Below are 22,958 nucleotides of genomic sequence, written 5' to 3' on the forward strand. Positions count from 1 at the left end.
CCTTTTCAAGAATGAAAAAGTTGCCACCTGATTGCTGCGAATCAATTGGGTGGCAGCTGTACGCGGGTTCGCAGACCGAGGAAAAGAAGAAACCCGGCAGACCCGGAGGTCTCCCACGCACAGCCGCCATGAAGCGAAACGCAGGCGAAGTTTGCCTGAGTTGTCATTGACGGTGTAGTTCGACTTTTCTGTTGGGCTGCGAAACCCTGTCGCTGACCGGAATCAGCAGACGTGAAAACTATAGGTCTGGGCTGCTTTAGGAACAACGGCAGGGCTGTAGGAAAGGTCTTGATTGTGGGTAGGGCGAGGCTGAGTCGTTGGTCCTTGTCGCAAGCGGGATGGTTGCTAACACTCCGTAGCGGTTACCGCAGGTCCAGGCCGTGGCGCCATTCAGCTGTTGAGGTGTAGCTGGATAATCGGGGTGTGCCGGTTTGGGGGCGCTGCGCGCCCCATCGCAGCCTCACGGGCTCGGCAGCGGCTACAGGGCGTAAGATTTGCTATCCTGCGCGCCTTTTACCCATTGCAAGGAGCGCAGGCATGACCCAGTCCGTTGGTGGCGGGAGGCGAGTAGGGGCAGGGACGCGGGGTGGTGTGTCTCGCTTGCGGCATTTTCTATCCCGGTGGGCGCCGGCGCTGTTGGTAGGTTTGGCGCTGAATGTGCCCACGGCCAGCGCCAACCCGGTCACCACCTATCGCGGCACGCTTGGCGATACGCCGGTGGAGCTGGCGCTGGTGTATGACTCGCAATATGGCGGCGGGATGTCCGGCTATTGGTTTAGCGGGGCCGAGCGCTTGCCGATGCCTTTGGAGCTCACGCCGTATCGCCCGGACAGGGGGCTGTTGATCAATATTATGGATAACCCGACCTTGCCGGCGGCGGCTGTGTCGTTGCAGCCCTTTGCCGAGGGGGCCGAGGCGTTGCAGGGGGCCTTGGTCGATTTGCGCACGGGGGTGCAGCAGCCGTTGCGGTTGCAGCGGGTGATGCGTTTTGGCGGGAGTCAGCGCGAGGCCTTTGACGGTGAGTTGTTGCAGCCGGCGGCCGACCAGCAGTTCTATTTCAGTGTGCATGCCGTGCGCAATGCCGGGGAGGACACGGGGCGGGTGGACACTATCCGGGTGCTGAGCCGGGCCACCGGCGAGGTGGTGCAGGAGGTGGGCGGGCAGTGGTGCCTGGCTCCGACCGGGACCCGCACCCTGACCTTCGAGCATTTCGATGCCGACTCCACCCTCGATTTCCAGGTGCAGGGCTACAGCTTGAACGGCCCGTACGGCAGTGTGCTGTGCGCGCCGACCCAGTATTACCTGTACCACCCACAGACCCAGGCGTATCTGCGCCATCCGCAGCTGGAGCAGTTGGCCGCCGAGGGCACGGTGCGCTTTGCCGGCGGGCAGATGGAGTTCAGCAAGCAGGACTTTATCAACTTCAGTGCGGGCACCCAGCGTAGGGACTATTACCGCGTGATCAGCCCTGACCGGCTGGAATTCATTCAGTCTCTCGAGGGGCGTTTCTGATGCGGCGGGTTAATGTTTTTCGCGGGCTGGCGGCGTTGTTGCTGGTGTCGTGGCTAGTGCCGGCGCAGGCGGCCCACGGGGTGTACCAGGGCACCTTGGGCAAGCAGGCCATTGTGCTGACGCTGGGCAGCCAGAATGCGCTGTACCAGGGGACCTATGCCTACCAGCGCTATCGCACGCCGATCCGCCTCAAGCCGACCTTCAGTTTCAGCAACAAGGTGCTGGCCATGGACGAGCTGGACGAGCAGGGCCTGCCGGTGGCGCGCTTGCAGTTCAACGACCTGATGGTCAGCCGCCAGAGCGAGCAGGTGCGCGGTAGTTGGACCAGCTATCGCACCGGCAAGACCTTGCCAATCAGCCTGAAGCTGGTGGCGCTGGTGGACTCGGACCGTTCGTGGCCGCAGCCGAACACCACACTGTTGCAGAGCGCGTCCAGCAAGCGCTGGTATTTCCAGGTGCCGATGCAGGGCAATGACCAGCGGATAACGGCGATCGAGGTGGTGGACAAGGCCAGCGGCAAACCGCTGCAGACCCTGACGCTGGCGGCGCCGGGTTGTCTGTATCAAGGGGTGGATATGTTGCAGGTGCAGGCGGAGGGGGAGAGTCTGCGGCTCAGTTTGAGCGACTGCAGGTTGCCGGGGTTTCAGTGGAATGAGGGGAGTGGGCGGTTTGAGGCTTTGCCTTGAGCTGGGTTCGGTTTTGTAGGTTGGTCTTGGTGTTTAGTCAGACAGGCTGTGCTTGCCGGTTTTGCGACTGCTATGCAGTCGATCGCAGCCTCGCGGGCTCGGCAGCGGCTACAGGTTGTGCGTCGTCTGATCTAGCTCGCGTTGCATGATCAGGGTGCGTTCTTCGCCGTGGTGTTGCTCGCGTAGGGGGTGAAAGCCCAGGTTGGCGTAGAAGCCTTCGGCGGTGATCGAGGCGGGCACGGTCAGCTGGGTGAGGCCGGCGCCCAGGGCCTGGCGTTCGAGCTCGGCCATCAGTTGGCGGCCCACGCCCTGGCCTTGCCTATCCGGGGCGACGAAGACCGAGCGCACTACCTGGCCGTCGAGGCTGGCGGTGCCGACGATTTCGCCGGCGGCCTGGGCTACGAATACCTGGCGTTTGCTCAATAGCTGGCGCACGGCGTGCGGGCTGAAGTTTTCCTGTACCTGGGCAATCACCGCGGCGGGGTAGTCCTGGGCGTTGCTGGTCTGCAGGGCGGCGATGATCAGGCGGCTGATGGCGTCGGCGTCCTGCGCGTGGGCGGGGCGGATTTCACAGTCCATATGGAGGAGTCCTTTGAGGGGTAGGTCTGGACACTAGCCTTGGTGGGTCTGGTTCGCCAAGGGCTTAGTGCGTGCGGCGCGCTTCCAGCCACTGAAACAGCAGCATGCCCGCCAGCATGGCCAGGACAAATACCCAGGCCTGCCAATGGGGCGTGAGCAGCAGGGTCAGCCCCGGCCCCGGGCAGATGCCGGCGATGCCCCAGCCGACGCCGAACAGCAGGCTGCCACCGATCAGGCGGCGGTCGATGTCGCGGCGGGTGGGCAATTGCATGCTCGCGCCGAGCAAGGCATTGGGCTGTTTGATGGCCCAGTGGAACGGCCACCAGGCAGCGCCGATGGCGCCGAACATCACCAGGGCCAGGGACGGGTCCCACAGGCCCGCCAGATCGAGAAAGCCCAGGACCTTGGTCGGGTTGGCCATGCCCGACAGCAGCAGGCCGAGGCCAAACACCAGGCCGGCGATAAAAGCCGTGACCTTGCGCATTTTCACAGACTTCCCGTTCATAGCCCCATCCCGTGGCGCAGCAGCCAGACGGTGATAAAGCCGGTCAGCATAAAACTCAGGGTGGCGACCAATGAGCGCGGCGACCATCGGGAGATGCCACAGACCCCATGACCACTGGTGCAGCCCGCGCTGTAGCGCGTACCCAGGCCCACCAACAGCCCGGCGCCGATCAGGCCGGCTATGCCGCTTTGGAATTCGATTGTCGGCAACACCTGGAACAACCCCCAGAACAACGGCGCCAGCAGCAGGCCCGACAGGAACAGGGCCTTCTCGCTCCAGCCTTCGCTGCCCGGTTGCAACAGGCTGCCCAGCAAACCGCTGATCCCGGCGATGCGCCCGTTGGCCATGACAAACAGACCGGCGGCCAGACCAATCAGCGCGCCACCGGCGAGGGCGCTCCAAGGTGTGAAGTGCAGCCAGTCGATGTTCATGGGGAGGGCACCTTGTGCGAGGGAAGGGTGAGTGGAGTTTAGTCTTTGGGGTGGTGGTGCGATATGTCCGAAGTGGTTAGAGGAGGGCGGCTGTCAGTTGGGGAGTTGCCTGTGAGAGTTGCGGTATGCCGCAGGGCATCAGCGCGTCAACTGGGCGATGAGTACTCTCATTACCAAAGCGTCCAGTCAGGTATGTGAGGCGTAGCGCTCATGTAGCAGGGCGTTCCTTTACCAGAAGGGGAGTTACCAACTGCCATAGGGAATACCGTATTGCTCTATGTAACGTTTGGACTTTTCACTGATCTGGTAGGCGTAACGACCGTTGGTTTTGCCTTGGCTTGGCCCTAAAGGCTCAACCTTGGCTTGGACGCGGGCGACTTTGATTGGGTGATGACATTCATCTCTTACCCAGACCTGAACAATGCCCCCTGGCGCCAATCCCAGATTGACTGAGGCCATATAGCTGGCGGTTTGTTTCGGTGTTTCCGGGCAACGCCGGGCCGTGGTCTTGCGCATGATCTGCCGGGCCTCTTCCGGGATATCGATCCATGCCTGATAAGTCTGAGGTTCTACGATCGATTGCCAGCGCACGAAAATGCGTTGGGGCAGATCGGCACCAATCACCGACTTACCATCACCACCAACCTCGCTCCACCCCTTGGCCCATTCTTTTTGGTAACCAAGGGCGCCACCCGATGCTGTCCCTCGGCCAGTGTGGCGAAACAGTTTTCCGTTGATATCCTCTACCGCGCTGTCTTCAATCCAGACTTTCATATAATAGGGTTCGGTAAAACCAAGTTCCCACCAGGGGCTTTTGGGATCGTTTTTTGCGGATAGCGGATCGCTGGCTAAGCAGCCACTTAATAGCAGTGCGCCCAGCAGGACGATGAATACTCTCATTACCAAAGCGTCCAGTCAGGTATGTGAGTGGACGTGATTATTGAGCAGCGCACTTTCGATACCAGAAGGGTTCTGCCTACCAACTGCCATAGGGAATGCCATATTTCTCTATGTACCGCTTGGAGTCCTCGGACAGGGGGTAATAGTGCCCATTTGATTTACCCAGGTGCGGTCCCAGCGGTTCGACCTCGGCTTGGACGCGGGCGACTTTGATCGGGTGATGACATTCATCTCTTACCCAGACCTGAACAATTCCGCCAGGAGCGAGCCCCAGATTGACCGAGGCCATATAGCTGGCGGTTTGTTTCGGTGTTTCCGGGCAACGCCGGGCCGTGGTCTTGCGCATGATCTGTCGGGCCTCTTCCGGGATGTCGATCCATACCCGATAGGTTTGCGGTTCAACCACCGATTGCCAACGCACGAAAATGCGTTTGGGCAGGTCGGCACCCACCACGGATTTGCCATCGATACCAACCCCATCCCAGCCTCTGGCCCATTCCTTTTTATAACCATGGTTGCCACCTGCTGCAGTCCCACGGCCAGTGCGGCGAAACAGTTTTCCGTTGATGTCTTCTACCGCGCTGTCTTCAACCCAGACTTCCATGTAATAGGGTTCGGTAAAGCCAAGTTCCCACCAGGGGCTTTTGGGATCATTTTTTGCGGAAAGCGGATCGCTGGCCAGGCAGCCAGTCAACAGCAGTGTGCCCAGCAGGGCGATGAATGCTCTCATTACCAACGTATTCAGTCAGGGTAGGTAGGGGGATAGGGGGATGTGTTCACATCGTAAAGGGTGTCGATACCAAGAGAGCTCTGCTTACCAACTGCCATAGGGAATGCCGTACTTCTCTATGTAGCGCTTGGAGCTCTCGGGTAGCGGGTAATAGTGCCCATTTGATTTACCCAGGTGCGGCCCCAACGGTTCAATTTCAGCTTGCGCACGAGCAACCTTGACCGTGTTGCGGCATTCATCTCTGACCCAGACTTGCACGATGCCACCCGGAGTTAGACCTAAATAGACCGATGCCATATAGCGAGCGGTCTGATGCGGAGTTTCTGGGCAGCGTCGGTTAGTCGAGGTGGTCATTATTTTCCGGGCCTCTTCCGGGATATCCACCCATGCTCGATAGGTCTGTGGCTCTACGACCGATTGCCAGCGTACGAAAATGCGCTTGGGCAGGTCAGCGCCAACCACTGACTTACCGCTACCTCCAACTCCCTTCCCGCCCCATCCTCTGGCCCACTCTTTGTCGTAACCCATATCACCACCCGCAGCGGAGCCACCGCCAGTGCGAAGGAATAGCTTGCCGTTGATATCTTCAACTGCGCTGTCTTCGACCCAAACTTTCATATAGAACGGCTCGCTGAAGCCAAGTTGCCACCAAGGTGCCTTGGGGTCGTTTTTTCCAGATAGCGGATCACTGGTCCAGCAACCAGTCAACAGCAGTGCGCCTAGCAGGGCGATGAATACTCTCATTACCAAAGCGTCCAGTCAGGTACGTGAGGGTGTTGCACTCGCACGGCATCTACCGTGGGGGCATTGATATAGATGACTTTAAGGCTGCCTCCATCCTGTTTGCCAAGTGGGTGGTTCCAGTGGGCTGAGAGATGGATATAGCGCAGTTTGAGCATGGTCTCCTCGACTGAAGTCGTACAGTAGTCACCAGCGACAAATCTGTCACAAAGGGTTTGTAGCTCTTGCGGGATGGCGTAGTCCGCATCTTGTTCGTCGATGGGGTTGAAGCACACTCCGTTCTGCCTGGCCAGTTCATACATGACACGAAGGTACACCCTCGATAGCCTGTTGCTCATAGGGCGCTTGAGCTGCAGGCCGGCATACACTCGCTTTTGTCGTACGCCGAGGCGGTCCTGTGGATCTTGCGGCAATAGCAATGGCTCCGGTGTGACGATCTCCAGCCATTGTGCGGGCCAACCCTTGGCCAGCCAGCGCTTTCTCGTCTGTACCGCTTCCCGATAAATCGAGGTTTGGGTTACATCGGCATTGATCGGCACCTCCAGCGCTTGCATCGGACTGACCAGTACACACTCCTGCACCTCATTCAGATAACCGCCGCCGATATCCGAGTGTGCGCCGGGCAGGGTGATCTCTACGTGGTCGGGCTTGACCCGGCTCAGGGCAAAGTTGGCGCGGTACTCGTCGCGGGCGACCAGCTGCACTACTGAGCGAAAGTAACGGCGGTCGAGATGAAGCTTGAGGCCTGGGGCAATCGCGCTGCGGACATTGCCCAGATTACTCAGTCCGGCAACTGACGGCACCGTATCGAACAAGCCAATAAAACCCATGTCGACATCGTGGCCGTACTGCCGGTTGAAGTTAGGGCTGAAGGCGTCGGAGTAGCTGTGCAGAATCAGCTCAAGCGGGCCAAGCCAGCGCACGACTTCATTGGCAAAATGTCGGGCCGATGCCGCGCCTCGGCTAAAACCAAAAGTATCGAAGATCAGTGAAGTGATCTCGCCTTCGGGATTCTCTTTATGGATATCGTTGATATGTTCTTTGATCTCACGGAAGGCCCTTTGCACACATCCCAATACTCCGGTGTCGCCACGCCCTGTACCCGAGGTAATCAGGCTGTCTTTTTCACCCGTCTGTGTGCCGATACCCTCAACATAGATTGAACGAAACGCTCGCTTTTTCAGTTCTCCACCCTCGATTTCTCGGCTGGAATAGTACAAATCACTCAACCGCTTAACATTGCTCACATCATTCCCATAACTACTCTCCGGATCCCTCATATACGGCTTGCAGCTGCCATCGATATCCCTGGCTTCAATGGCATGCTGCGCCCCGCAAATCTGGCCCATGGCCGAGTTGCTGGCGTTGTTGCCGGTGCCGTCGAAGAACACCCCGATACGCAGCGCCACCTGAATCTTTTCAGGCGGTGGCGCAGGCTCTTTGGCGTATTTCTCGTATTGGGCCCAGAGCTGTTCGCCGTAGCTGGGCTGTTCGGTTTCGGCGGCTCGTTCAGCGGGGCTTTGGTTGGGATTGGCGGGCCGTAGAAGGTTGGGCATCGGCCCGGGTCCGTTGCTGGCCATGGGTGGTCCTGGTTCAGGCGAAAGGGGCGCTGGAAACCGTACCGGGAATGGCGGGGCAGGGATTTAGGAGGAATCTGCAAGAGGTTGGGCAGGTGCTGATTTGGTTGTAGGAACGATTGATTGCCGGGATGTTTTTGTTGCCTGGGCGGGCGCTATCGCGAGCAAGCTTCGCTCCTACAGAAGAGCGTTTGCTCGCGATTGCGGGTTCAGTGCCAGGCGCCGAGTGCTCCGAGGCTGAGCATCACCGCCGCCAGCATCCCCACCAACGCAAACAGCTGCTGCAACCGCGGCCCCGCCAGGTAGCGGGCGACCTGCCTGCCGGCGATCAACCCCAGCACCGCGCCAATGGCGAAGGGTGCGCCCACCGCCCAGTGCATCACGCCGCTGAGGCTGGCGGTGATTACGCTGCCGGCGGACACCAGGGCGATCACCGCCAGGGAGGTGGCGACGATGCTTTTGCTGTCCAGGTTGGTGTAGCGGGTCAGCGCCGGGATGATCACGAAGCCGCCGCCGACCCCGAGCAGCCCGGAGAGCAGCCCCGAGAGCAGGCCGGTGACGGTCAGGGCGCGGGCGCAGGGCAGGGTCCAGCGCAGCCGACCCTGGAGCGGGTTGAGTACGCAGGGCTGGAAGGCCGCGCGGGGTGCCGGCTGGCCGTGGCGCAGTTCACGGGTGGCCTTGAGCAGGATGCGTCCGCAGGCGTACAGCAGCACCGCGGAAAACAGCAGGGCCAGCGGCAGGTTCGGCAGGCGGTGGGCCAGCCACAGGCCCACGGGTGCCATGAGGATGCCGATGGCGGCGACAAAGCCGGCGGCGCGGTAACGCACGATGCCTTCGCGCAGCCCCAGCACCGCGCCCACGGCGGCCGCCAGGCCCACCGCGAGCAGGCCGATGGGCGCGGCCTCGACCATGCTCAGGCCGAGGCCGAACACCAGCAGCGGCACTGCGAGAATCCCGCCGCCGGCCCCGGTCAATGCCAGGATCGCGCCAATCAGTGCGCCGAGGCCGGCGCCCAGCAAGCTGTACTCACTCATGATTCCGGCAGGTCCGTCACCAGGCTCGGCCGCGCCAGCCACTCATGGCCCTTGAGCATGCCGCGCCAGTACAGCGGCGGCAGGATGCGTTCCTTCAGCCACCAGGCGCGGCGGGTCGGCTGGCGACCGTCCAGCAGCCAGGCCGGAAAGCTCGGCGCGACTTTGCCGCCGTAGGTGAATTCGGCGAGGACGATCTTGCCGCGCTCCACGGTCAGCGGGCAGGAACCGTAGCCGTCGTACTGCGCCCGGGTCGGCAGGCGCTTGAGGTTCACCAGCACGTTGGTGGCTACCACCGGCGCCTGCTTGCGCGCCGCCGCCGCGGTTTTCGCGTTGCTGGTATTGGTCCCGTCGCCCAGGCCGTGGATGTTGCTGTAGCGCTTGTGCCGCAGGCTGTGCGGGTCGACATCGATCCAGCCGGCGGCGTCGGCCAGCGGGCTGTTGCGGATAAAGTCCGGGGCGGTCTGCGGCGGCACCACGTGCAGCATGTCGAAGGGCAGCTCGACGCGTTCCTGCTGGCCGTCGGCACCGTTGCGCACGAAGGTCGCCCGCTTACCGGGGCCGTCCACCGCCACCAGGTTGTGGCCGAAATCCAGGGCGATGTCGTATTTCTTCACGTACTCCATCAGCGCCGGCACGTAGTCCGGCACGCCGAACAGCACGCCGCCGGCATTCAGGAAACGGGTGTTGATCTGCCCCAGCCGGCCGTTGCGCAGCCAGTGATCGCAGGACAGGTACATGGCCTTCTGCGGCGCGCCGGCGCATTTGATCGGCATCGGCGGCTGGCTGAACAGCGCCTGGCCCTGCTTGAGGTTCTGCGCCAGTTGCCAGGTGTAGGGCGCCAGGTCGTAGCGGTAGTTGGAGGTCACGCCGTGCTTGCCCAGGGTTTCGCTCAGGCCGTCGATGGCGTTCCAGTCGAGCTTGAGGCCCGGGCAGACCACCAACTGGTCATAGCCCAGCACACGACCGTCGTTGAGCAGCAGGGCGTTGTGCTCCGGCTCGAAGCTGCTCACCGCCGCCTGAATCCACTTCACCCCCTTGGGGATCAGCGAGGCCATGCTGCGGGCGGTGTCTTCGGCGCGGAACACCCCGGCGCCGACCAGGGTCCAGCCGGGCTGGTAATAGTGGGTGTCGGCCGGGTCGATGATGGCGACGTCCAGGTGCGGTTCGCGGCTGATCAGGCTGGACGCGGTGGCAATGCCGGCCGCGCCGCCGCCGACGATCAGCACCTGGTGGCTGCCGTTGACGGCTCGTGGGATGGGGGAAATGGGGCGCATGGCAGCGTCTCCTGGTGGAGTGGCGTTATAGGTTTTAAAGGGCGTTCAGCGGGATCTTCAGGTAGCTCACGCCGTTGTCGTCGGGCTCGGGGAACTGGCCGCTGCGCATGTTGACCTGCACCGACGGCAGGATCAGCACCGGCATTTCCAGAGTGGCGTCTCGGGCTTCGCGCATGCGCACAAAGGCGTCTTCGTCGATCCCTTCATGGATATGGATATTGTGGGCGCGCTGTTCGGCGACCGTGGTCATGTATTGCAGCTCGCGGCCGTTGGGCAGGTAGTCGTGGCACATGAACAGCCGGGTCTGCGCTGGCAGGGCGAGGATCTTGCCGATGGAGCGGTACAGGGTGCGCGCGTCGGCGCCGGGGAAGTCGCAGCGGGCAGTGCCGTAGTCGGGCATGAACAGGGTGTCGCCGACAAAGGCCACGGTCTCTTCACCAACCTGTACCAGGTAGGTCATGCACGCCGGGGTATGGCCGGGGGTGTGCAGGGCGCGGGCCTGGAGGTTGCCGATGGCGAAGCGGCTATCGTCTTCGAGCAGCACGTCGAACTGGCTGCCGTCACGGGCAAAGCCCTGGCCTTCGTTGAACAGCCGGCCGAACACCTGTTGCACCACGGTGATCTGGTTGCCGATCGCCACCCGGGCGCCGAGCTGGGCCTTGAGGTAGGCCGCGGCGGACAGGTGATCGGCGTGCACGTGGGTTTCGAGGATCCAGTCGACCTGGGCGTCCAGTTCCCGTACCCGGGCAATCAGTTTGTCGGCGGACTCGGTGCGGGTGCGGCCGGACTTGGGGTCGTAGTCCAGCACGCTGTCGATCAGCGCGCAGCGCCGGGTGTCGAGGTCCATCACCAGGTAGCTGATGGTCCACGTCTGGCTGTCAAAAAAGGCTTCTACGCACAGCGATGCGCCGATGATCATGGGGTTCTCCGAACAATAGGGTGACGCCGGCCGGGACTGGCAGTCGTCCCTAGGCTCTGTACGAAAAGTGGCTGCGCTCGGTCATGCTGCGTTAAAAACAGGCTCGGAATGCTCATGTAGGCCCCTACACTCCGCTTCCTCGCCTGTTTTTGCCTTGCCTGACCTTCGCTCGCCGACTTTTCGTACAGACCCTTGGACTGTCAATAAGCGTGCCAACCGGCGCGCGCCGCTTTTACCGCCCATTCATTGAATTCAAAGGCCTGGGGTGGGCGTTCTGGCTGTCACTGTCAATTGTAGGTGGCAGTCGATTGGCAGTTTCTGGCAGAAAATGGCAGAACCCGGGCCCATGGTTTAAGCTGCCGCGCAACGCCCAGGAGTTGCTATGCCCCAGACCCCGAATGCCCTCGCCAATCCTGAAATGTTAGCCCTGATGTCCTATCTGGAGCATGACGCGCAGCCGACGATCCTGTTAGACACCGACTACAACATCCTCGCGGCCAACACCGCCTACCAGCGCCAGTTCGGCGTCGAGGGCAAGCCTCATGTCGGCGCCAAGTGCTACCGGGTGTCCCACCAGTTCGCGGTGCCTTGCGACCAGGCCGGCGAGCATTGCCCGATGCGCAAGGCCTTCGAGACCCGCCTGCCGGAGCGCCTGCTGCATATCCATCACACCCCGCGCGGGCCGGAGCATGTGGATGTGGAGTTGCGGCCGATCCTCGGCGACACGGGGCAGGTGGTGGCTTACGTCGAGCGCCTGAGTTCGGTGGCGGTGGCCTCGGTTCAACCGCAGCAGAAGGGGCTGGTGGGGCGTTCACCGGCCTTCAATGCGGCCTTGAGTGCCCTGCAGCGGGCGGCGCCGTCGCAGATCCCGGTGCTGCTGCAGGGCGAATCCGGCACCGGCAAGGAGCTGTTCGCTCGCGCACTGCATGACGGCAGCCCACGTGCCGGCGGGCCGCTGGTGGTGGTCGATTGCACCGGCCTGACCGAGTCGCTGCTGGAGAGCGAGCTGTTCGGCTACGAGAAGGGCGCTTTCACCGGCGCCCTGCAACGCAAGATCGGCCTGGCCGAGGCGGCCCATGGCGGCACCCTGTTTCTCGACGAAATCGGCGAAGTGCCGCTGGCGATGCAGGTCAAGCTGCTGCGGCTGATCGAGTCCGGCAGCTTTCGCCCGGTGGGCAGCCTGCGCACCGTGCATTCGGACTTCCGCCTGGTCTCGGCGACCCACAAGCCGCTCAAGGAAATGGTCGCCGCCGGCACCTTCCGCCAGGACCTGTACTACCGCATCAGCGCCTTCCCGATCCGCCTGCCGGCCCTGCGCGAGCGCAGCGACGACCTGCCGCTGCTGATCGACAGCCTGCTGCAACGCCTGGCGCCGGGCGCGGTGCCGCGGGTTGCGCCGCAGGCCCTGGAGCGCCTGGGCCTGTATGCCTACCCGGGCAATATCCGCGAGCTGCGCAATATCCTCGAACGGGCGCGGCTGTTCAGCGACGACGGGGTGATCCGCGTCGAGGACCTGCCCGAGGAATTGCGCGCGGGCAGCGCCGCCGCCACAACGCCGCCGAGCCGGCGCCGCGCGGGCAAGGACCTGGAACAACTGGCCCACGCCCTGGAAGTGTTCGAAGGCTCGCGCAGCGAACTGGCCAAGGCCCTGGGCCTGAGCGAACGCACCCTGTACCGACGCCTGAAGGCCCTGGGCATTTCCTGAGCCACGCCATATCCCGGCCCTGCTCAAGGCCTGTGTAGCCGCTGCCGAAGGCTGCGATCGAGCGGCACGCTCGTGGCGATCTTGCTGGCGCCAGAGACCCTTCGGGTCTATCGCAGGCTGCTCCAGCGGCTACAGGGATGCTGCGATCCCCTCGATATTCCGCTCCCGCGCCATGCCTGTGTAGCCGCTGCCGCAGGCTGCGAACGAGCGGAACGCTCGCGGCGGTCTTGCTAGCGCCAGAGACCCTGCGGGTCTATCGCAGGCTGCGCCAGCGGCTACAGGGATTCTGCGATCCCCTCGATATTCCGGCCCCGCTCAATGCCTGTGTAGCCGCTGCCGAAGGCTGCGATCGAGCGGCACGCTCGTGGCGGTCTTGCCGGCGTTGGAGACCCTTCGGGTCTATCGCAGGCTGCGCCAGCGGCTACAGGGATTCTGTGATCTCCTCGATATTTCGGCCCCGCTCAATGCCTGTGTAGCCGCTGCCGCAGGCTGCGATCGAGCGGCACGCTCGCAGCGGTCTTGCTGGCGCCAGAGACCCTGCGGGTCTATCGCAGGCTGCGCCAGCGGCTACAGGGGAACGTCTCGGCGGTAAGGGGGTATTAGCTCCAGGGCACGATGGCGATGCGCCGTGGTCGTAGTTTCTGCCCGCCTTTTTTCGACGTCACGCCAGTGGCGCCGGGCCTTTGAGGAGTCGCCATGAGCCAGGACCTACTCGCCACCGAAACCAATCGCCGGCAGTTGCAGCAGATCATTTCCGGACTGTCCGACGGGGTCATCCTGCTCGAGGCGGACCGGCGCATCGTCTGGGCCAACGAGGCGGCGCTGGCCATGCACGGGGTCGAGGAGATCGCCGAGCTGGGCGCCGACGACCAGCAATACGCCGAGCGTTTCGCCCTGCGTTATCGCAACCACCACCCGCTGGCTCTGGACAGCTACCCGATCAACCGGGTCGCCGCCGGGGAGACTTTCAGCGACGTGGTGGTGGAGGTGCGCAGCGGCGAGGGCGAGGAAGAACGCACCTGGGTGCATCGGGTGCGCAGCATGATCCTCACCGACCGCGCCGGCGAGGTGGAATCCCTGGTGCTGATCCTCAGCGACGCCACCGAGTGGGCCAGCGCCGAACAGCGTTTCGAGAAGACCTTCAATTCCAACCCGGCGCCGGCGGTGATCTGCCGCCTCAGCGACCTGCGTTACATCAAGGTCAACCAAGGCTTCCTGGAAATGACCGGTTATGCCCGCGACCAGGTGATCGGCCGCTCGGTGTACGAAGTGGATGTGCTGGAGGGCGCCGAGCGCAAGGACCTGGCCATCGAACGCCTGAACCAGGGCGCGACCATCCCGCAGATGCAGGCCGAACTGCGCCTGCCCGAAGGCGGCAGCAAGCTGGTGATCGTCGCTGGCCAGCCGCTGGATATCAACGAAGAAGACTGCATGCTGTTTTCCTTCATGGACCTGGAGCCGCGGCGCAAGGCCGAGACGGCCCTGCGCCAGAGCGAAGAGCGCTTTGCCAAGGCGTTTCGCCTGACGCCGGTGCCGACCCTGGTCTGCGGCGCCGACAGCCAGCAGATCGTCGACGTCAACGAGGCCTTTCTCGACAGCACCGGTTATGCCGCCGAGGAGCTACTGGGCAAGACCGTGGAAGAAGTCGGTTTTATCGCCAGCCCGCAGGCCTGCGCCAGCCTGTTCGGCGCCCTGGAGAAAAACGCCGATGTGCGCAACGTCGACCTTCGGGTGGCGAAGAAGGGCGGCGAACTGCTCGACTGCGTGGTCTCGGCCGACACCGTGGATATCCAGGGCAAGCCCAGCTACCTGCTGGTGCTGATGGACATCACCGAGCGCAAGCGCTCCGAGCTGGAGCTGGTGTCGGCGATCGAGGAGGTGATGCGCGATGCCTCGTGGTTCAGCCAGACCCTGATCGAAAAGCTGGCCAATGTGCGCAGCGCCAACCAGGCCGAGCAGCCCAGTGCGTCTTTTACCGACCTGACCGCCCGCGAGCGCGATGTGCTGGGGCTGATCTGCGAGGGCCTGGCCGACAAGGAGATCGCCGCGCGCCTGCAACTGGCGCCCAGCACGGTGCGCAATCACGTGGCCACGGTGTATTCCAAGCTGGCGCTGCACAGCCGTGCCGAGGCCATTGTCTGGGCCCGCGAGCGCGGGCTGTTCAGCGGCGAGCGCCGTGGCAAGGCTCAGCGCTGACAGGTGCAGCGCTGACCGGTGCAAATGCACCAGTGCCATCAGTACAAATGGCGCTTCTGCGGCGTCACGGGGTTTCTTAGGCTGGGTGAGGTGCGGTGCCGTGGCTGACACGGGCCATGCACCGAAAATCATCAGCTGAAGGAATGCACGATGCGTAGCGAACAGATCAAAGGTGCGGTGGGCACCGCGGCCGGCAAGGCCCAGGGTGCAGTAGGCGAGCTGCTGGACGATCAGCAGATGCGCCTGGAAGGCGCCGCTCGCCAGGCCGCCGGGCAATGGCAGGAAACCTATGGCGATGCGCTGGACAGCGTCTCCCGCTTTGTCCGTGACAAACCCTTGGCCAGCGTCGCCATCCTCGCTGGGATCGGCCTGCTGGCCGGCCTGTTATGGCGTCGCCGCTGAGGAAGGCCTGGGTGATTTCCCGGGCGCAGTTGCGCCGCTACATCGAACAGGGCTTCGCGCCCCTGGCCTGTGCCTTCAGCACCGGCTCCGACTCCACCTTCACCCTGCGGATCTACGAACCGCAAAGCGGCCGGGTCGACCTGGTGGTCACCGGCATCGACCCGCGGCTGCTTGAGACTGAAGCGGACGTGCTGGCGATGATCGAGGAACTGCGGTACGAGTTGCGTAGCAACTCCATCAGCCTGCTGCATCTGTCCGGAACCTTACCCGGCCCCCTGTAGGAGCGAGCTTGCTCGCGAAAAAACTCAAGACACTGCGGTGCTTCAGACATGCTGCGTTATCGTTGGCCTCCATCGCGAGCAAGCTCGCTCCTACAGGAGGTTGCGTTCAACGGAGCAGGGCCCGCGTTTCAGGTCTTGGCGATCAGGCTCGGCCGGCAATCGAGGCTCAGGCGCGCGCCGCCGCGGTCGCTGCTGCCGACGTCGAGCTTGAAGCCGTGCAGGCTGACGATGGCGGCGACGATGGACAGGCCCAGGCCAAAGCCGCCGTGGGAGTTGCTGTCGTCGACCCGGTAGAAGCGCTGGAACACCGCCTTGCGCTCGGCCTCGGGAATGCCGGGGCCTGAGTCGAGGACTTCCAGGCGCGTGCAGCCGCCATCCTCGACACCGCGCAGAATCACCTCGCCGCCCGGCGGGGTGAACTTGATCGAGTTGCTCAACAGATTGGCCAGGGCCTCGAACAGCAGGGCGCGGTCGCCGGTCAGGCTCGGCAGCGTGGCGGGCACATCCAGGGTCAGGGTCAACTGGCCTTCCTCGGCCAGCGGCAAATAAAAGTCATACAGCTCGCGCAGCAGCGGCAGCGGGTCGAGTTCGACAAAGCCCGAACGACGCTGGTGATCCTCGATCTCGGAAATCCGCAGCAAGCCGCGAAAACGCGCCATCAACCGGTCGGCCTCGGCCAGCACCTGGTCCAGTTGCAAGGCTTCCGGCGTGCCCTCGACCGCCTGTTGCTGCATGCGGTACAGCTGGGCGCGCAGGCGGGTCAGCGGGGTGCGCAGGTCGTGGGCGATGTTGTCGCACACGCCCTTGACCTCGTTCATCAGCCGCTCGATGCGGTCGAGCATGGCGTTGACGATGGCCGCCAGCATGTCCAGCTCGTCGCGGCGGTTGGACAGCGGCAGGCGGTGGGTCATGTCGCCGGCGACTATCGCCTCGGCGCTGGCCTGCAGGGCGCGAATGCGCCGCAGCGGCCGGCGCCGGAGCAGGTGCCAGCCGGCGGCCCCGGGAATAATGGTCAGCGACACACCCCACAGCAGCGCGTGGAGGATGATCCGCGTCACCGCGAACAGCGAGCCGTTGTCGCGCACCAGGATCAGCCAGCGGCCATCGCGGGTGTAGGTGGCCACCGCATCGCAACTGTCGCGGGGCAGGTTGGGGTCGTCGGAGTCGATGCAGCTCTTGAGCTCGTGGATCTGCCCGTCCAGTGGCAGGTCGTCGGGGATCTCGCGGATCGGCCCGCTGAGGTAGCGCCGTCGCTCGTCGAACAGGCCGTAGGCGTCGATGGCGCGCATGTCGAAGGTCATGCTGGTGGTCAGGGCCTCTTCCAGCTGCTCGCCCTGGAAGCGCGCGAACAGGTGCTGGCGCTGCATCAGCGAGTGCTTGGCCAGGCTTTCCAGATACCCGGACACCTCGTAGTACATGACGCCCATGAGGATGCAGCTCCAGGCCACGAACAGTGAGCTGTAGAGCGCCAGCAGGCGGCTGCTGGAGGAGCGCCAGCCCTTAGAGGGGTTCAGCAATGACATAACCCGAGCCTCGCACGGTGCGGATCAGCGGGGTCATGCCGGGCGGATCAATCTTCTTGCGCAGGCGGCCGATATGCACGTCGATCAGGTTGGTGCCCGGGTCGAAGTGATAGCCCCAGACCTCCTCGAAAATCATCATCCGCGAGAGGATCTGGCCGGTGTTGCGCATGAGGAATTCCAGCAGTTTGTATTCGGTGGGCAACAGGCTCAGCAACTGGTCGGCGCGGGTCGCTTCGCGGCTGATCAGGTTCAGCTCCAGGTCGGCGACCCGCAGGCTGGTCTCGAATTCCTGCACCGTGCTCTTGCGCCGCAGCAGCACCTCGACCCGGGCCGCCATTTCGTCGGAGGCGAAGGGTTTGGTCAGGTAGTCGTCGCCGCCGGCGCGCAGGCCGCGCACGCGTTCGTCGACGTCGGACAGGGCGCTGATCATCAGGATCGGCGTCGACACGCCGATGGTGCGCAGGGTGGTGACGATCGCCAGGCCGTCCAGCTCCGGCAGCATGCGGTCGAGGGTGATCAGGTCGTAGTCGCCGCTGACGGCGCGTACCAGGCCTTCGCGACCGTTATCGACCCAATCCACGTCCAGCCCGTGGCTGCTCAGTTCGGCCACGATTTCGCGGGCTGTTACGGCATCGTCTTCGATGGTCAGAATGCGGGTCATAGGGGCTTACCTGATTGGGATTTCATGACACAGGCCGGCATTTTGCCAAGAAATGGCCGCGGGCTTTCTAAAAAATCTTTCATCTTCGCGCCAGTGCCCTGGCCAACGCAGGGTAGCAGGCGGGCCGGGCGGGGCGATCGTTGATATCATCCAGCTATTACTGGCTGGCAGGGACGCTACGCAATGCACCGACCTCATGACCTCGACTGGAAAGCCCTGGGCGTCTGCCTGTTACTGCTGGCGGCGGCCCCGGCGTTCGCCGCCAATCAACCCTGCTCCGGCAAGAAGGGCGGGATCGCCGGTTGCGACGGCGAGCTGTTTTTGTGCAACGACGGCTCCATCAGCGGCTCCAAGCAAAACTGCGCCGCGCGCTACGGCGACCCGGGCCAGGCGGCGCGTCCGCAAAGCCTGTTGCGCAGCAGCGACGGCTGCTCCTGTGGCAGTGGCAGTTTCTGCACTGGGCCACGGGGCGGGGTCTATTGCCTGACCCCGAGCGGCAGCAAAAGCTACAAGCGCAAATAACCCGCGCAGACACCGATTGGACAGCCCCGGGTGCCTCTACTAGCGTTGCCGGCACGGCGCCGCCGGGGGCCACTATCGGGGACAACACGGATGGACAAACAGCAAGCCAAGCGCCAAGTCATCGCCAGCCTCGAGGCCGGGCGCTCCAGGGGCGAAACCTTTGCCGCGTTCGCCGGCAGCGGGATCAAGGAGCGGCTGCTGGCGTTCTGGATCGCGGCCTATTCCGACCCCGCGCTCTATGCCCGGCACCGGCGCAAAATCCAGCTCCTGCTGGCGGTGATGTTGCTGCAGGCGGTGGTCGGTGCGGTGGCCGGGTTCTTCCTCGGCTCGGTCATCGGCCCCAAGGCGGCCTGGGTATTCGCGCTCTTGGGGGGCCTGGTGCCGCTGCTGTTTGCCTGGGGCTTCCATAAACCTTCGGCGAACGCCTACACCTTCTATGCCCTTCTGACCCTGTCACAATTCCCGCGGTTGTTCGAAGGTTATGCCGAGGACCCGTTGGGGACCCTGATCGGCGCGGCCATGACCTTGGGGGTGGTGTTTTTTGCGATGTACGTGCGTAGCCTGATCTTTCCGGATTTCGCTTTCATCGGGCCGCGCAAGGTCAAGGGCCGCTACGTGTTTTCCAGTTAGGGCAGGGCGGCGCAAGGCGCATTCCAGAGCCTTGCGCTTTGCTTGGCCCAGATCAATGTTGTTGTTCGACAAACCTACTAGATTGGCCCGGTGTTCAGCCCCGAGGAGCTGGCGTCGCGCAACCGTGATCAGGGTCGATGACCAGGTTCACGGCGATGCACAGCAGGACGCTGGCATTCCTCTTCACTCAAGGACGAATTTCCTGATGCGCCATACCGAACGAACCTTCGATATCCAGCCGCTGCAACAGGCGGATATGACCATCAGCCTCAATGGCCAGCCGGTGACGGCGGCGATTGGTGAAACCGTACTCAGCGTCATCCAGTCCCTCGGACTGCGTCAGGTGGCGCGCAACGACCACGGCCAGCTGGCCGGCGCCTATTGCGGCATGGGCGTGTGCCATTGCTGCCTGGTGCAGATCGACGGCCGGCACAAGCGCCGGGCCTGCCAGACCCAGGTGCGGCCAGGCATGCAGGTACAGACCGAGGTCAACCGCATCATTGCCGCGCAGGAGGTGCTATGAGCCTCAATCCACTGATCGTCGGCGGCGGCCCCGCGGGCATGGCCGCGGCCATCGAACTGGCCGAGCACGGGGTACGCAGTACCCTGATCGACGAGGCCTCGCGCCTGGGCGGCGTGGTCTATCGCGGACCGCTGCGCGACGGCGTGCAGTTGGACTATCTGGGGCCGCGTTATTGCGAGGCCCTGGCGAAACTGCACGGCGCCTTTTCCGACTGTGAACAGATGATCGATGTGCGCCTCAACCACCGGGTGGTGGGGGCCGAAGGCAAGGGCAGCCTGGTCCTGCTGGATGCCGACGAGCAGTTGCAGGAAGTGGCCTATCCGCAGTTGCTGCTGGCCGCCGGTTGCCATGAACGCAGCGTGCCGTTTCCCGGTTGGACCTTGCCCGGGGTGATGCTGCTGGGCGGCTTGCAGTTGCAGATCAAGAGTGGCGTGGTCAAGCCGCGCGGGCCGGTGGTGATCGCCGGCAGCGGGCCGTTGCTGCCGCTGGTGGCCTGCCAACTGCACGCCAGTGGCGCGAATGTAGCGGCGGTCTACGAGGCCTGCACCTTTGGCCGGATCGCCAAGGAAAGCCTGGCGCTGCTGAACAAGCCGCAGCTGTTCCTCGACGGCCTGAGCATGCTCGCCTACCTCAAGCTGCACCGCATTCCTGTGCATTACGGCTGGGGCGTGGTCGAGGCCCAGGGCGCGGGCGGGCTGGAAAGCGTCAGCGTGGCGCCGTACTCGGCGCGCTGGGAGCCGGACCTGAGCCGCCTGCAACAGGTCGCCGCGCAGACCCTGGCGGTGGGCTACGGCTTTATCCCGCGTACCCAGCTCAGCCAGCAGATGGGCCTCAACCACGGCTTCAGCCACGACGGTTACCTGCGGGCCACGGCCAACGTCTGGCAGCAAAGCAGCGAGCCGCACATTCACCTGGCCGGCGACATGGGCGGGATTCGCGGCGGCGAGGCGGCGATGCTCACCGGGCGCATCGCCGCGCTGTCGATCCTGATGCAGCGCGATGTGCTGAGCAACGAGGAGGCCCTGGCGCGGCGCCAGAAGTACCAGAACAAACTGGCCTCCATCACCCGTTTCCGCGCGGCGGTGGACCGCTACACCGAACGCGGCACCGGGCAGATCGAACTGCCGGCCGCCGACACCCTGATCTGCCGTTGCGAACACGCCACCCGTGGCGATATCGACCGCGCCCTGGAGCAGGGCGTGCAGGACATGGCCAGCCTGAAGATGCGCACCCGGGTGAGCATGGGCGACTGCCAGGGCCGCATGTGCGTGGGCTATTGCAGCGACCGCCTGCGCCAGGCCACCGGGCGCCAGGACGTGGGCTGGCTGCGCCCGCGTTTCCCCCTGGACCCGATTCCTTTTTCCGCCTTCCCTCAACCGAGCAAGGATGCTGTGAATCATGAGTAAGTTCTACGACGTGGTCATCGCCGGCGGCGGTGTGATCGGCGCTTCCTGCGCGTACCAGTTGTCCAAGCGCAAGAACCTGCGGGTGGCGTTGATCGACGCCAAGCGTCCGGGCAATGCCACCCGTGCCTCGGCCGGCGGCCTGTGGGCCATCGGCGAGTCGGTGGGGCTGGGCTGCGGGGTGATCTTCTTTCGCATGATGTCGGCGCGCAACAAGCGCCAGGCCCAGGGTTCGGCGGTGCTGGTGGACTCCAGCACGCCGCATATCCTGCCGCAGTCGTTCTTCGACTTCGCCCTGCAATCCAACGGCTTGTACCCGCAGTTGCATGAAGAGCTGCGCGAGCGCCACGGCATGGACTTCAAGTTCGAGCGCACCGGGCTGAAGTTCGTGATCTACGACGACGAGGACCGGCTCTACGCCGAGCACATCGTGGCCTGCATCCCGCACCTGTCCCATCAGGTGCGCTGGCTCGACCAGGCGGCGCTGCGCCAGGCGGAGCCGAACGTCAGCCATCACGCCCAGGGTGCCCTGGAATTTCTCTGCGACCACCAGGTCAACCCGTTCCGCCTGGCCGACGCCTACACCGAAGGCGCGCGGCAGAACGGCGTGGACATGTACTTCAACACCAACGTCACCGGGGTGTTGCACCAGGGCAGCCGGATCAGCGGGGTGCAGACGGCGGAGGCGGGGCTGTTCCATTGCGACACCCTGATCAACGCCGCCGGCGCCTGGGCCGCCGAACTGAGCCTGCAAGCCACTGGCGCGAGCATTCCGGTGAAACCGGTCAAGGGCCAGATCCTACTCACCGAGCGCATGCCGCAACTGCTCAACGGTTGCCTGACCACCAGCGACTGCTACATGGCGCAGAAGGACAACGGCGAGATCCTGATCGGCAGCACCACCGAGGACAAGGGCTTCGACATCAGCACCACCTACCGGGAAATCCAGGGCCTGGTGCAGGGCGCGGTGCGCTGTGTGCCGCAGCTCGAACAGGTCAACCTCAAGCGCTGCTGGGCCGGCCTGCGCCCGGGCTCGCCGGATGAACTGCCGATCCTCGGGCCGATGTGCGGGGTAGAGGGTTACCTCAATGCCTGCGGGCACTTCCGCACCGGCATCCTGACCTCGGCGATCACCGGGGTGCTGCTGGACCGGCTGGTGAACGAGGAGGCGTTGCCGCTGGATATCACGCCGTTCCTTGCCGGGCGCTTCGGCTTGCAGGCGGTGGCGCCGTTGCAGGTGGCGCTGGCCTGAGGCATCGCGCCTCCCTGAAGTTTTTCGCGAGCAAGCTCGCTCCTACAAAGGTCGCGTTGTACATGACGTCGAGAACGACGCAGTCCTCTGTGGGAGCGAGCTTGCTCGCGATGAACGTGAACGATAACGCGGTGTCGCTAAAACACCGCGCGTGGCTTCAAAGCATCGGCGTGCTGACAAACAACGCCAACCCTTCGGCGTACTCCGCAAACGCCTTGACCCTTGGGAACCGCGCGGCATCCAGGTGCTCGGCCACCAGCAGCTGGGTAAAGCTCCAGGCCACGGCCAGGCTGATACCGGCCTGATCGATATCGCCATCGGTGGCCAGCGGGCGTTTCTCCAGTTCTTTTTCCAGCTCGCCATAGGCCGCCGCCAGCTGCCCGCGCACCCGCTCCAGCCACGGTTCGTGCCGCTTCTCGGCGGGGCGCAGTTGGTACTCGTAGTAGATCTGCACCGACTTCTCGCACGCCGCCAGCGCCAGGCCGATCAGCCGCAGGTCGTGGGCCCGCGCCTGGGGCGCCGCCGGCAACAGGCTGCGGCCGGCCACAGCTTCCAGGTAGTCGATGATCAGGCACGAATCCATCAGCACCGTGCCATCGTCGCAGATCAGGGTCGGCGCCTTGACCACCGGGTTGATGCGCTGGAACTGCTCGAAAGTGCGAAACACCGACAACGCCTCATGCTCGAACGGGATCTCCAGGCGCTTGAGGGTAATGGCGACACGGCGAACATAGGGCGAATCGAGCATACCGATGAGTTTCATTGAGCATTTCCTTGTGCGGAACAACGAGACAGGGGGAGGGCCGCGGCTAATTTAGCGACAAATGTCTGGGGTTGGCTATCGGGGGCCTGGTTATTGTTGTCAATCATCGATGACCTGTGTTCCAGGTGTAATGAGGCGAGGATGAACGTTATCGGGCAGCCTGTCGCAGGGGGCGGAAAACATGCGAGCGGTTATATGAGTGCGAAGTT

24 protein-coding genes are annotated in these 22,958 nt (G+C 63.8%); 11 read left to right on the forward strand and 13 right to left on the reverse strand.

What is annotated here, in order from left to right:
* Positions 1-537: 537 nt before the first annotated feature.
* On the forward strand, positions 538-1,512 hold the full coding sequence (locus tag AC07VU_RS20500) for a hypothetical protein (protein ID WP_495030355.1): 975 nt from the start codon (positions 538-540) through the stop codon (positions 1,510-1,512).
* Positions 1,512-2,198: a hypothetical protein gene (locus tag AC07VU_RS20505; RefSeq protein WP_495030356.1), complete on the forward strand. Its 687-nt coding sequence runs from the start codon at positions 1,512-1,514 to the stop codon at positions 2,196-2,198. Before AC07VU_RS20500 ends, AC07VU_RS20505 begins: the two co-directional genes overlap by 1 nt.
* Before the next feature lie 108 nt (positions 2,199-2,306).
* On the opposite strand, the gene AC07VU_RS20510 is transcribed toward AC07VU_RS20505, so the two are convergent.
* The 10 genes from AC07VU_RS20510 to AC07VU_RS20555 all read right to left on the reverse strand — a co-directional run bounded on the left by AC07VU_RS20510 (position 2,307) and on the right by AC07VU_RS20555 (position 10,888).
* On the reverse strand, positions 2,307-2,777 hold the full coding sequence (locus tag AC07VU_RS20510) for a GNAT family N-acetyltransferase (RefSeq protein ID WP_495030357.1): 471 nt from the start codon (positions 2,775-2,777) through the stop codon (positions 2,307-2,309).
* Positions 2,778-2,841: 64 nt separating this feature from the next.
* Complete coding sequence (locus tag AC07VU_RS20515; RefSeq protein WP_495030463.1) at positions 2,842-3,261, reverse strand: DUF6691 family protein; 420 nt, start codon at positions 3,259-3,261, stop codon at positions 2,842-2,844.
* A 17-nt stretch (positions 3,262-3,278) separates the two neighbouring features.
* Positions 3,279-3,713, reverse strand: coding sequence for a YeeE/YedE family protein (locus tag AC07VU_RS20520; protein ID WP_053278642.1), 435 nt, complete (start codon positions 3,711-3,713; stop codon positions 3,279-3,281).
* Positions 3,714-3,956: 243 nt separating this feature from the next.
* A complete protein-coding gene (locus tag AC07VU_RS20525; protein ID WP_277588495.1) occupies positions 3,957-4,613 on the reverse strand; it encodes a DUF2931 family protein in 657 nt (218 codons plus the stop codon).
* A gap of 76 nt (positions 4,614-4,689) precedes the next feature.
* Positions 4,690-5,343: a DUF2931 family protein gene (locus AC07VU_RS20530; RefSeq protein ID WP_495030358.1), complete on the reverse strand. Its 654-nt coding sequence runs from the start codon at positions 5,341-5,343 to the stop codon at positions 4,690-4,692.
* Between the two features lie 84 nt (positions 5,344-5,427).
* Complete coding sequence (locus AC07VU_RS20535; RefSeq protein WP_495030359.1) at positions 5,428-6,087, reverse strand: DUF2931 family protein; 660 nt, start codon at positions 6,085-6,087, stop codon at positions 5,428-5,430.
* Positions 6,087-7,664 (reverse strand): phospholipase effector Tle1 domain-containing protein, encoded by a 1,578-nt coding sequence (locus tag AC07VU_RS20540; RefSeq protein WP_495030360.1) that lies wholly within the window; start codon positions 7,662-7,664, stop codon positions 6,087-6,089. Before AC07VU_RS20540 ends, AC07VU_RS20535 begins: the two co-directional genes overlap by 1 nt.
* Positions 7,665-7,870: 206 nt before the next feature.
* The gene (locus AC07VU_RS20545) at positions 7,871-8,695 is read right to left on the reverse strand and encodes a sulfite exporter TauE/SafE family protein (RefSeq protein WP_009043357.1); all 825 of its coding nucleotides are present in this window, start codon (positions 8,693-8,695) and stop codon (positions 7,871-7,873) included.
* Complete coding sequence (locus AC07VU_RS20550; RefSeq protein WP_274336366.1) at positions 8,692-9,969, reverse strand: NAD(P)/FAD-dependent oxidoreductase; 1,278 nt, start codon at positions 9,967-9,969, stop codon at positions 8,692-8,694. Before AC07VU_RS20550 ends, AC07VU_RS20545 begins: the two co-directional genes overlap by 4 nt.
* A 34-nt stretch (positions 9,970-10,003) precedes the next feature.
* Positions 10,004-10,888 carry an MBL fold metallo-hydrolase gene (locus tag AC07VU_RS20555; RefSeq protein WP_053260713.1) on the reverse strand — a complete coding sequence of 295 codons (885 nt, stop codon included), beginning with the start codon at positions 10,886-10,888 and terminating at the stop codon, positions 10,004-10,006.
* A 382-nt stretch (positions 10,889-11,270) separates the two neighbouring features.
* Between AC07VU_RS20555 and AC07VU_RS20560 the strand changes: the two genes are divergently transcribed.
* From AC07VU_RS20560 to AC07VU_RS20575, 4 genes are all read left to right on the forward strand, one after another.
* Positions 11,271-12,593 carry a sigma-54 interaction domain-containing protein gene (locus AC07VU_RS20560; protein WP_495030361.1) on the forward strand — a complete coding sequence of 441 codons (1,323 nt, stop codon included), beginning with the start codon at positions 11,271-11,273 and terminating at the stop codon, positions 12,591-12,593.
* A 696-nt stretch (positions 12,594-13,289) separates the two neighbouring features.
* The gene (locus AC07VU_RS20565; protein WP_495030362.1) at positions 13,290-14,789 is read left to right on the forward strand and encodes a PAS domain S-box protein; all 1,500 of its coding nucleotides are present in this window, start codon (positions 13,290-13,292) and stop codon (positions 14,787-14,789) included.
* Between the two features lie 150 nt (positions 14,790-14,939).
* Entirely contained in the window at positions 14,940-15,191 is a 252-nt protein-coding gene (locus AC07VU_RS20570) for a CsbD family protein (RefSeq protein WP_495030363.1), read from the forward strand.
* An 11-nt stretch (positions 15,192-15,202) separates the two neighbouring features.
* Positions 15,203-15,472, forward strand: a complete 270-nt coding sequence (locus AC07VU_RS20575) for a DUF1652 domain-containing protein (RefSeq protein ID WP_457276749.1) — start codon at positions 15,203-15,205, stop codon at positions 15,470-15,472.
* 128 nt (positions 15,473-15,600) lie between these two features.
* Here AC07VU_RS20575 and AC07VU_RS20580 read toward each other — a convergent pair whose 3' ends face one another.
* Positions 15,601-16,995 (reverse strand): sensor histidine kinase, encoded by a 1,395-nt coding sequence (locus AC07VU_RS20580; protein ID WP_092418361.1) that lies wholly within the window; start codon positions 16,993-16,995, stop codon positions 15,601-15,603.
* Complete coding sequence (locus tag AC07VU_RS20585) at positions 16,973-17,656, reverse strand: response regulator transcription factor (RefSeq protein ID WP_007930717.1); 684 nt, start codon at positions 17,654-17,656, stop codon at positions 16,973-16,975. The genes AC07VU_RS20580 and AC07VU_RS20585 overlap by 23 nt, the downstream gene beginning before the upstream one ends.
* 183 nt (positions 17,657-17,839) lie before the next feature.
* On the opposite strand from AC07VU_RS20585, the gene AC07VU_RS20590 reads away from it, so the two are divergent.
* From AC07VU_RS20590 to hcnC, 5 genes are all read left to right on the forward strand, one after another.
* The gene (locus tag AC07VU_RS20590; RefSeq protein WP_277588501.1) at positions 17,840-18,178 is read left to right on the forward strand and encodes a YdcA family protein; all 339 of its coding nucleotides are present in this window, start codon (positions 17,840-17,842) and stop codon (positions 18,176-18,178) included.
* A 90-nt stretch (positions 18,179-18,268) separates the two neighbouring features.
* Positions 18,269-18,808, forward strand: a complete 540-nt coding sequence (locus AC07VU_RS20595) for a hypothetical protein (RefSeq protein WP_007930719.1) — start codon at positions 18,269-18,271, stop codon at positions 18,806-18,808.
* A 205-nt stretch (positions 18,809-19,013) separates the two neighbouring features.
* The gene (gene hcnA / locus AC07VU_RS20600; RefSeq protein WP_007930720.1) at positions 19,014-19,331 is read left to right on the forward strand and encodes a cyanide-forming glycine dehydrogenase subunit HcnA; all 318 of its coding nucleotides are present in this window, start codon (positions 19,014-19,016) and stop codon (positions 19,329-19,331) included.
* A complete protein-coding gene (hcnB, locus tag AC07VU_RS20605; protein WP_053260721.1) occupies positions 19,328-20,737 on the forward strand; it encodes a cyanide-forming glycine dehydrogenase subunit HcnB in 1,410 nt (469 codons plus the stop codon). Before hcnA ends, hcnB begins: the two co-directional genes overlap by 4 nt.
* Positions 20,730-21,986: a cyanide-forming glycine dehydrogenase subunit HcnC gene (gene hcnC, locus AC07VU_RS20610; protein WP_495030364.1), complete on the forward strand. Its 1,257-nt coding sequence runs from the start codon at positions 20,730-20,732 to the stop codon at positions 21,984-21,986. The genes hcnB and hcnC overlap by 8 nt, the downstream gene beginning before the upstream one ends.
* 157 nt (positions 21,987-22,143) lie before the next feature.
* Here hcnC and AC07VU_RS20615 read toward each other — a convergent pair whose 3' ends face one another.
* Positions 22,144-22,749, reverse strand: coding sequence for a glutathione S-transferase (locus AC07VU_RS20615; protein WP_150050446.1), 606 nt, complete (start codon positions 22,747-22,749; stop codon positions 22,144-22,146).
* Positions 22,750-22,958: the final 209 nt, after the last annotated feature.

It is taken from the genome of Pseudomonas sp. GW821-FHT02B10, from assembly GCF_059421865.1.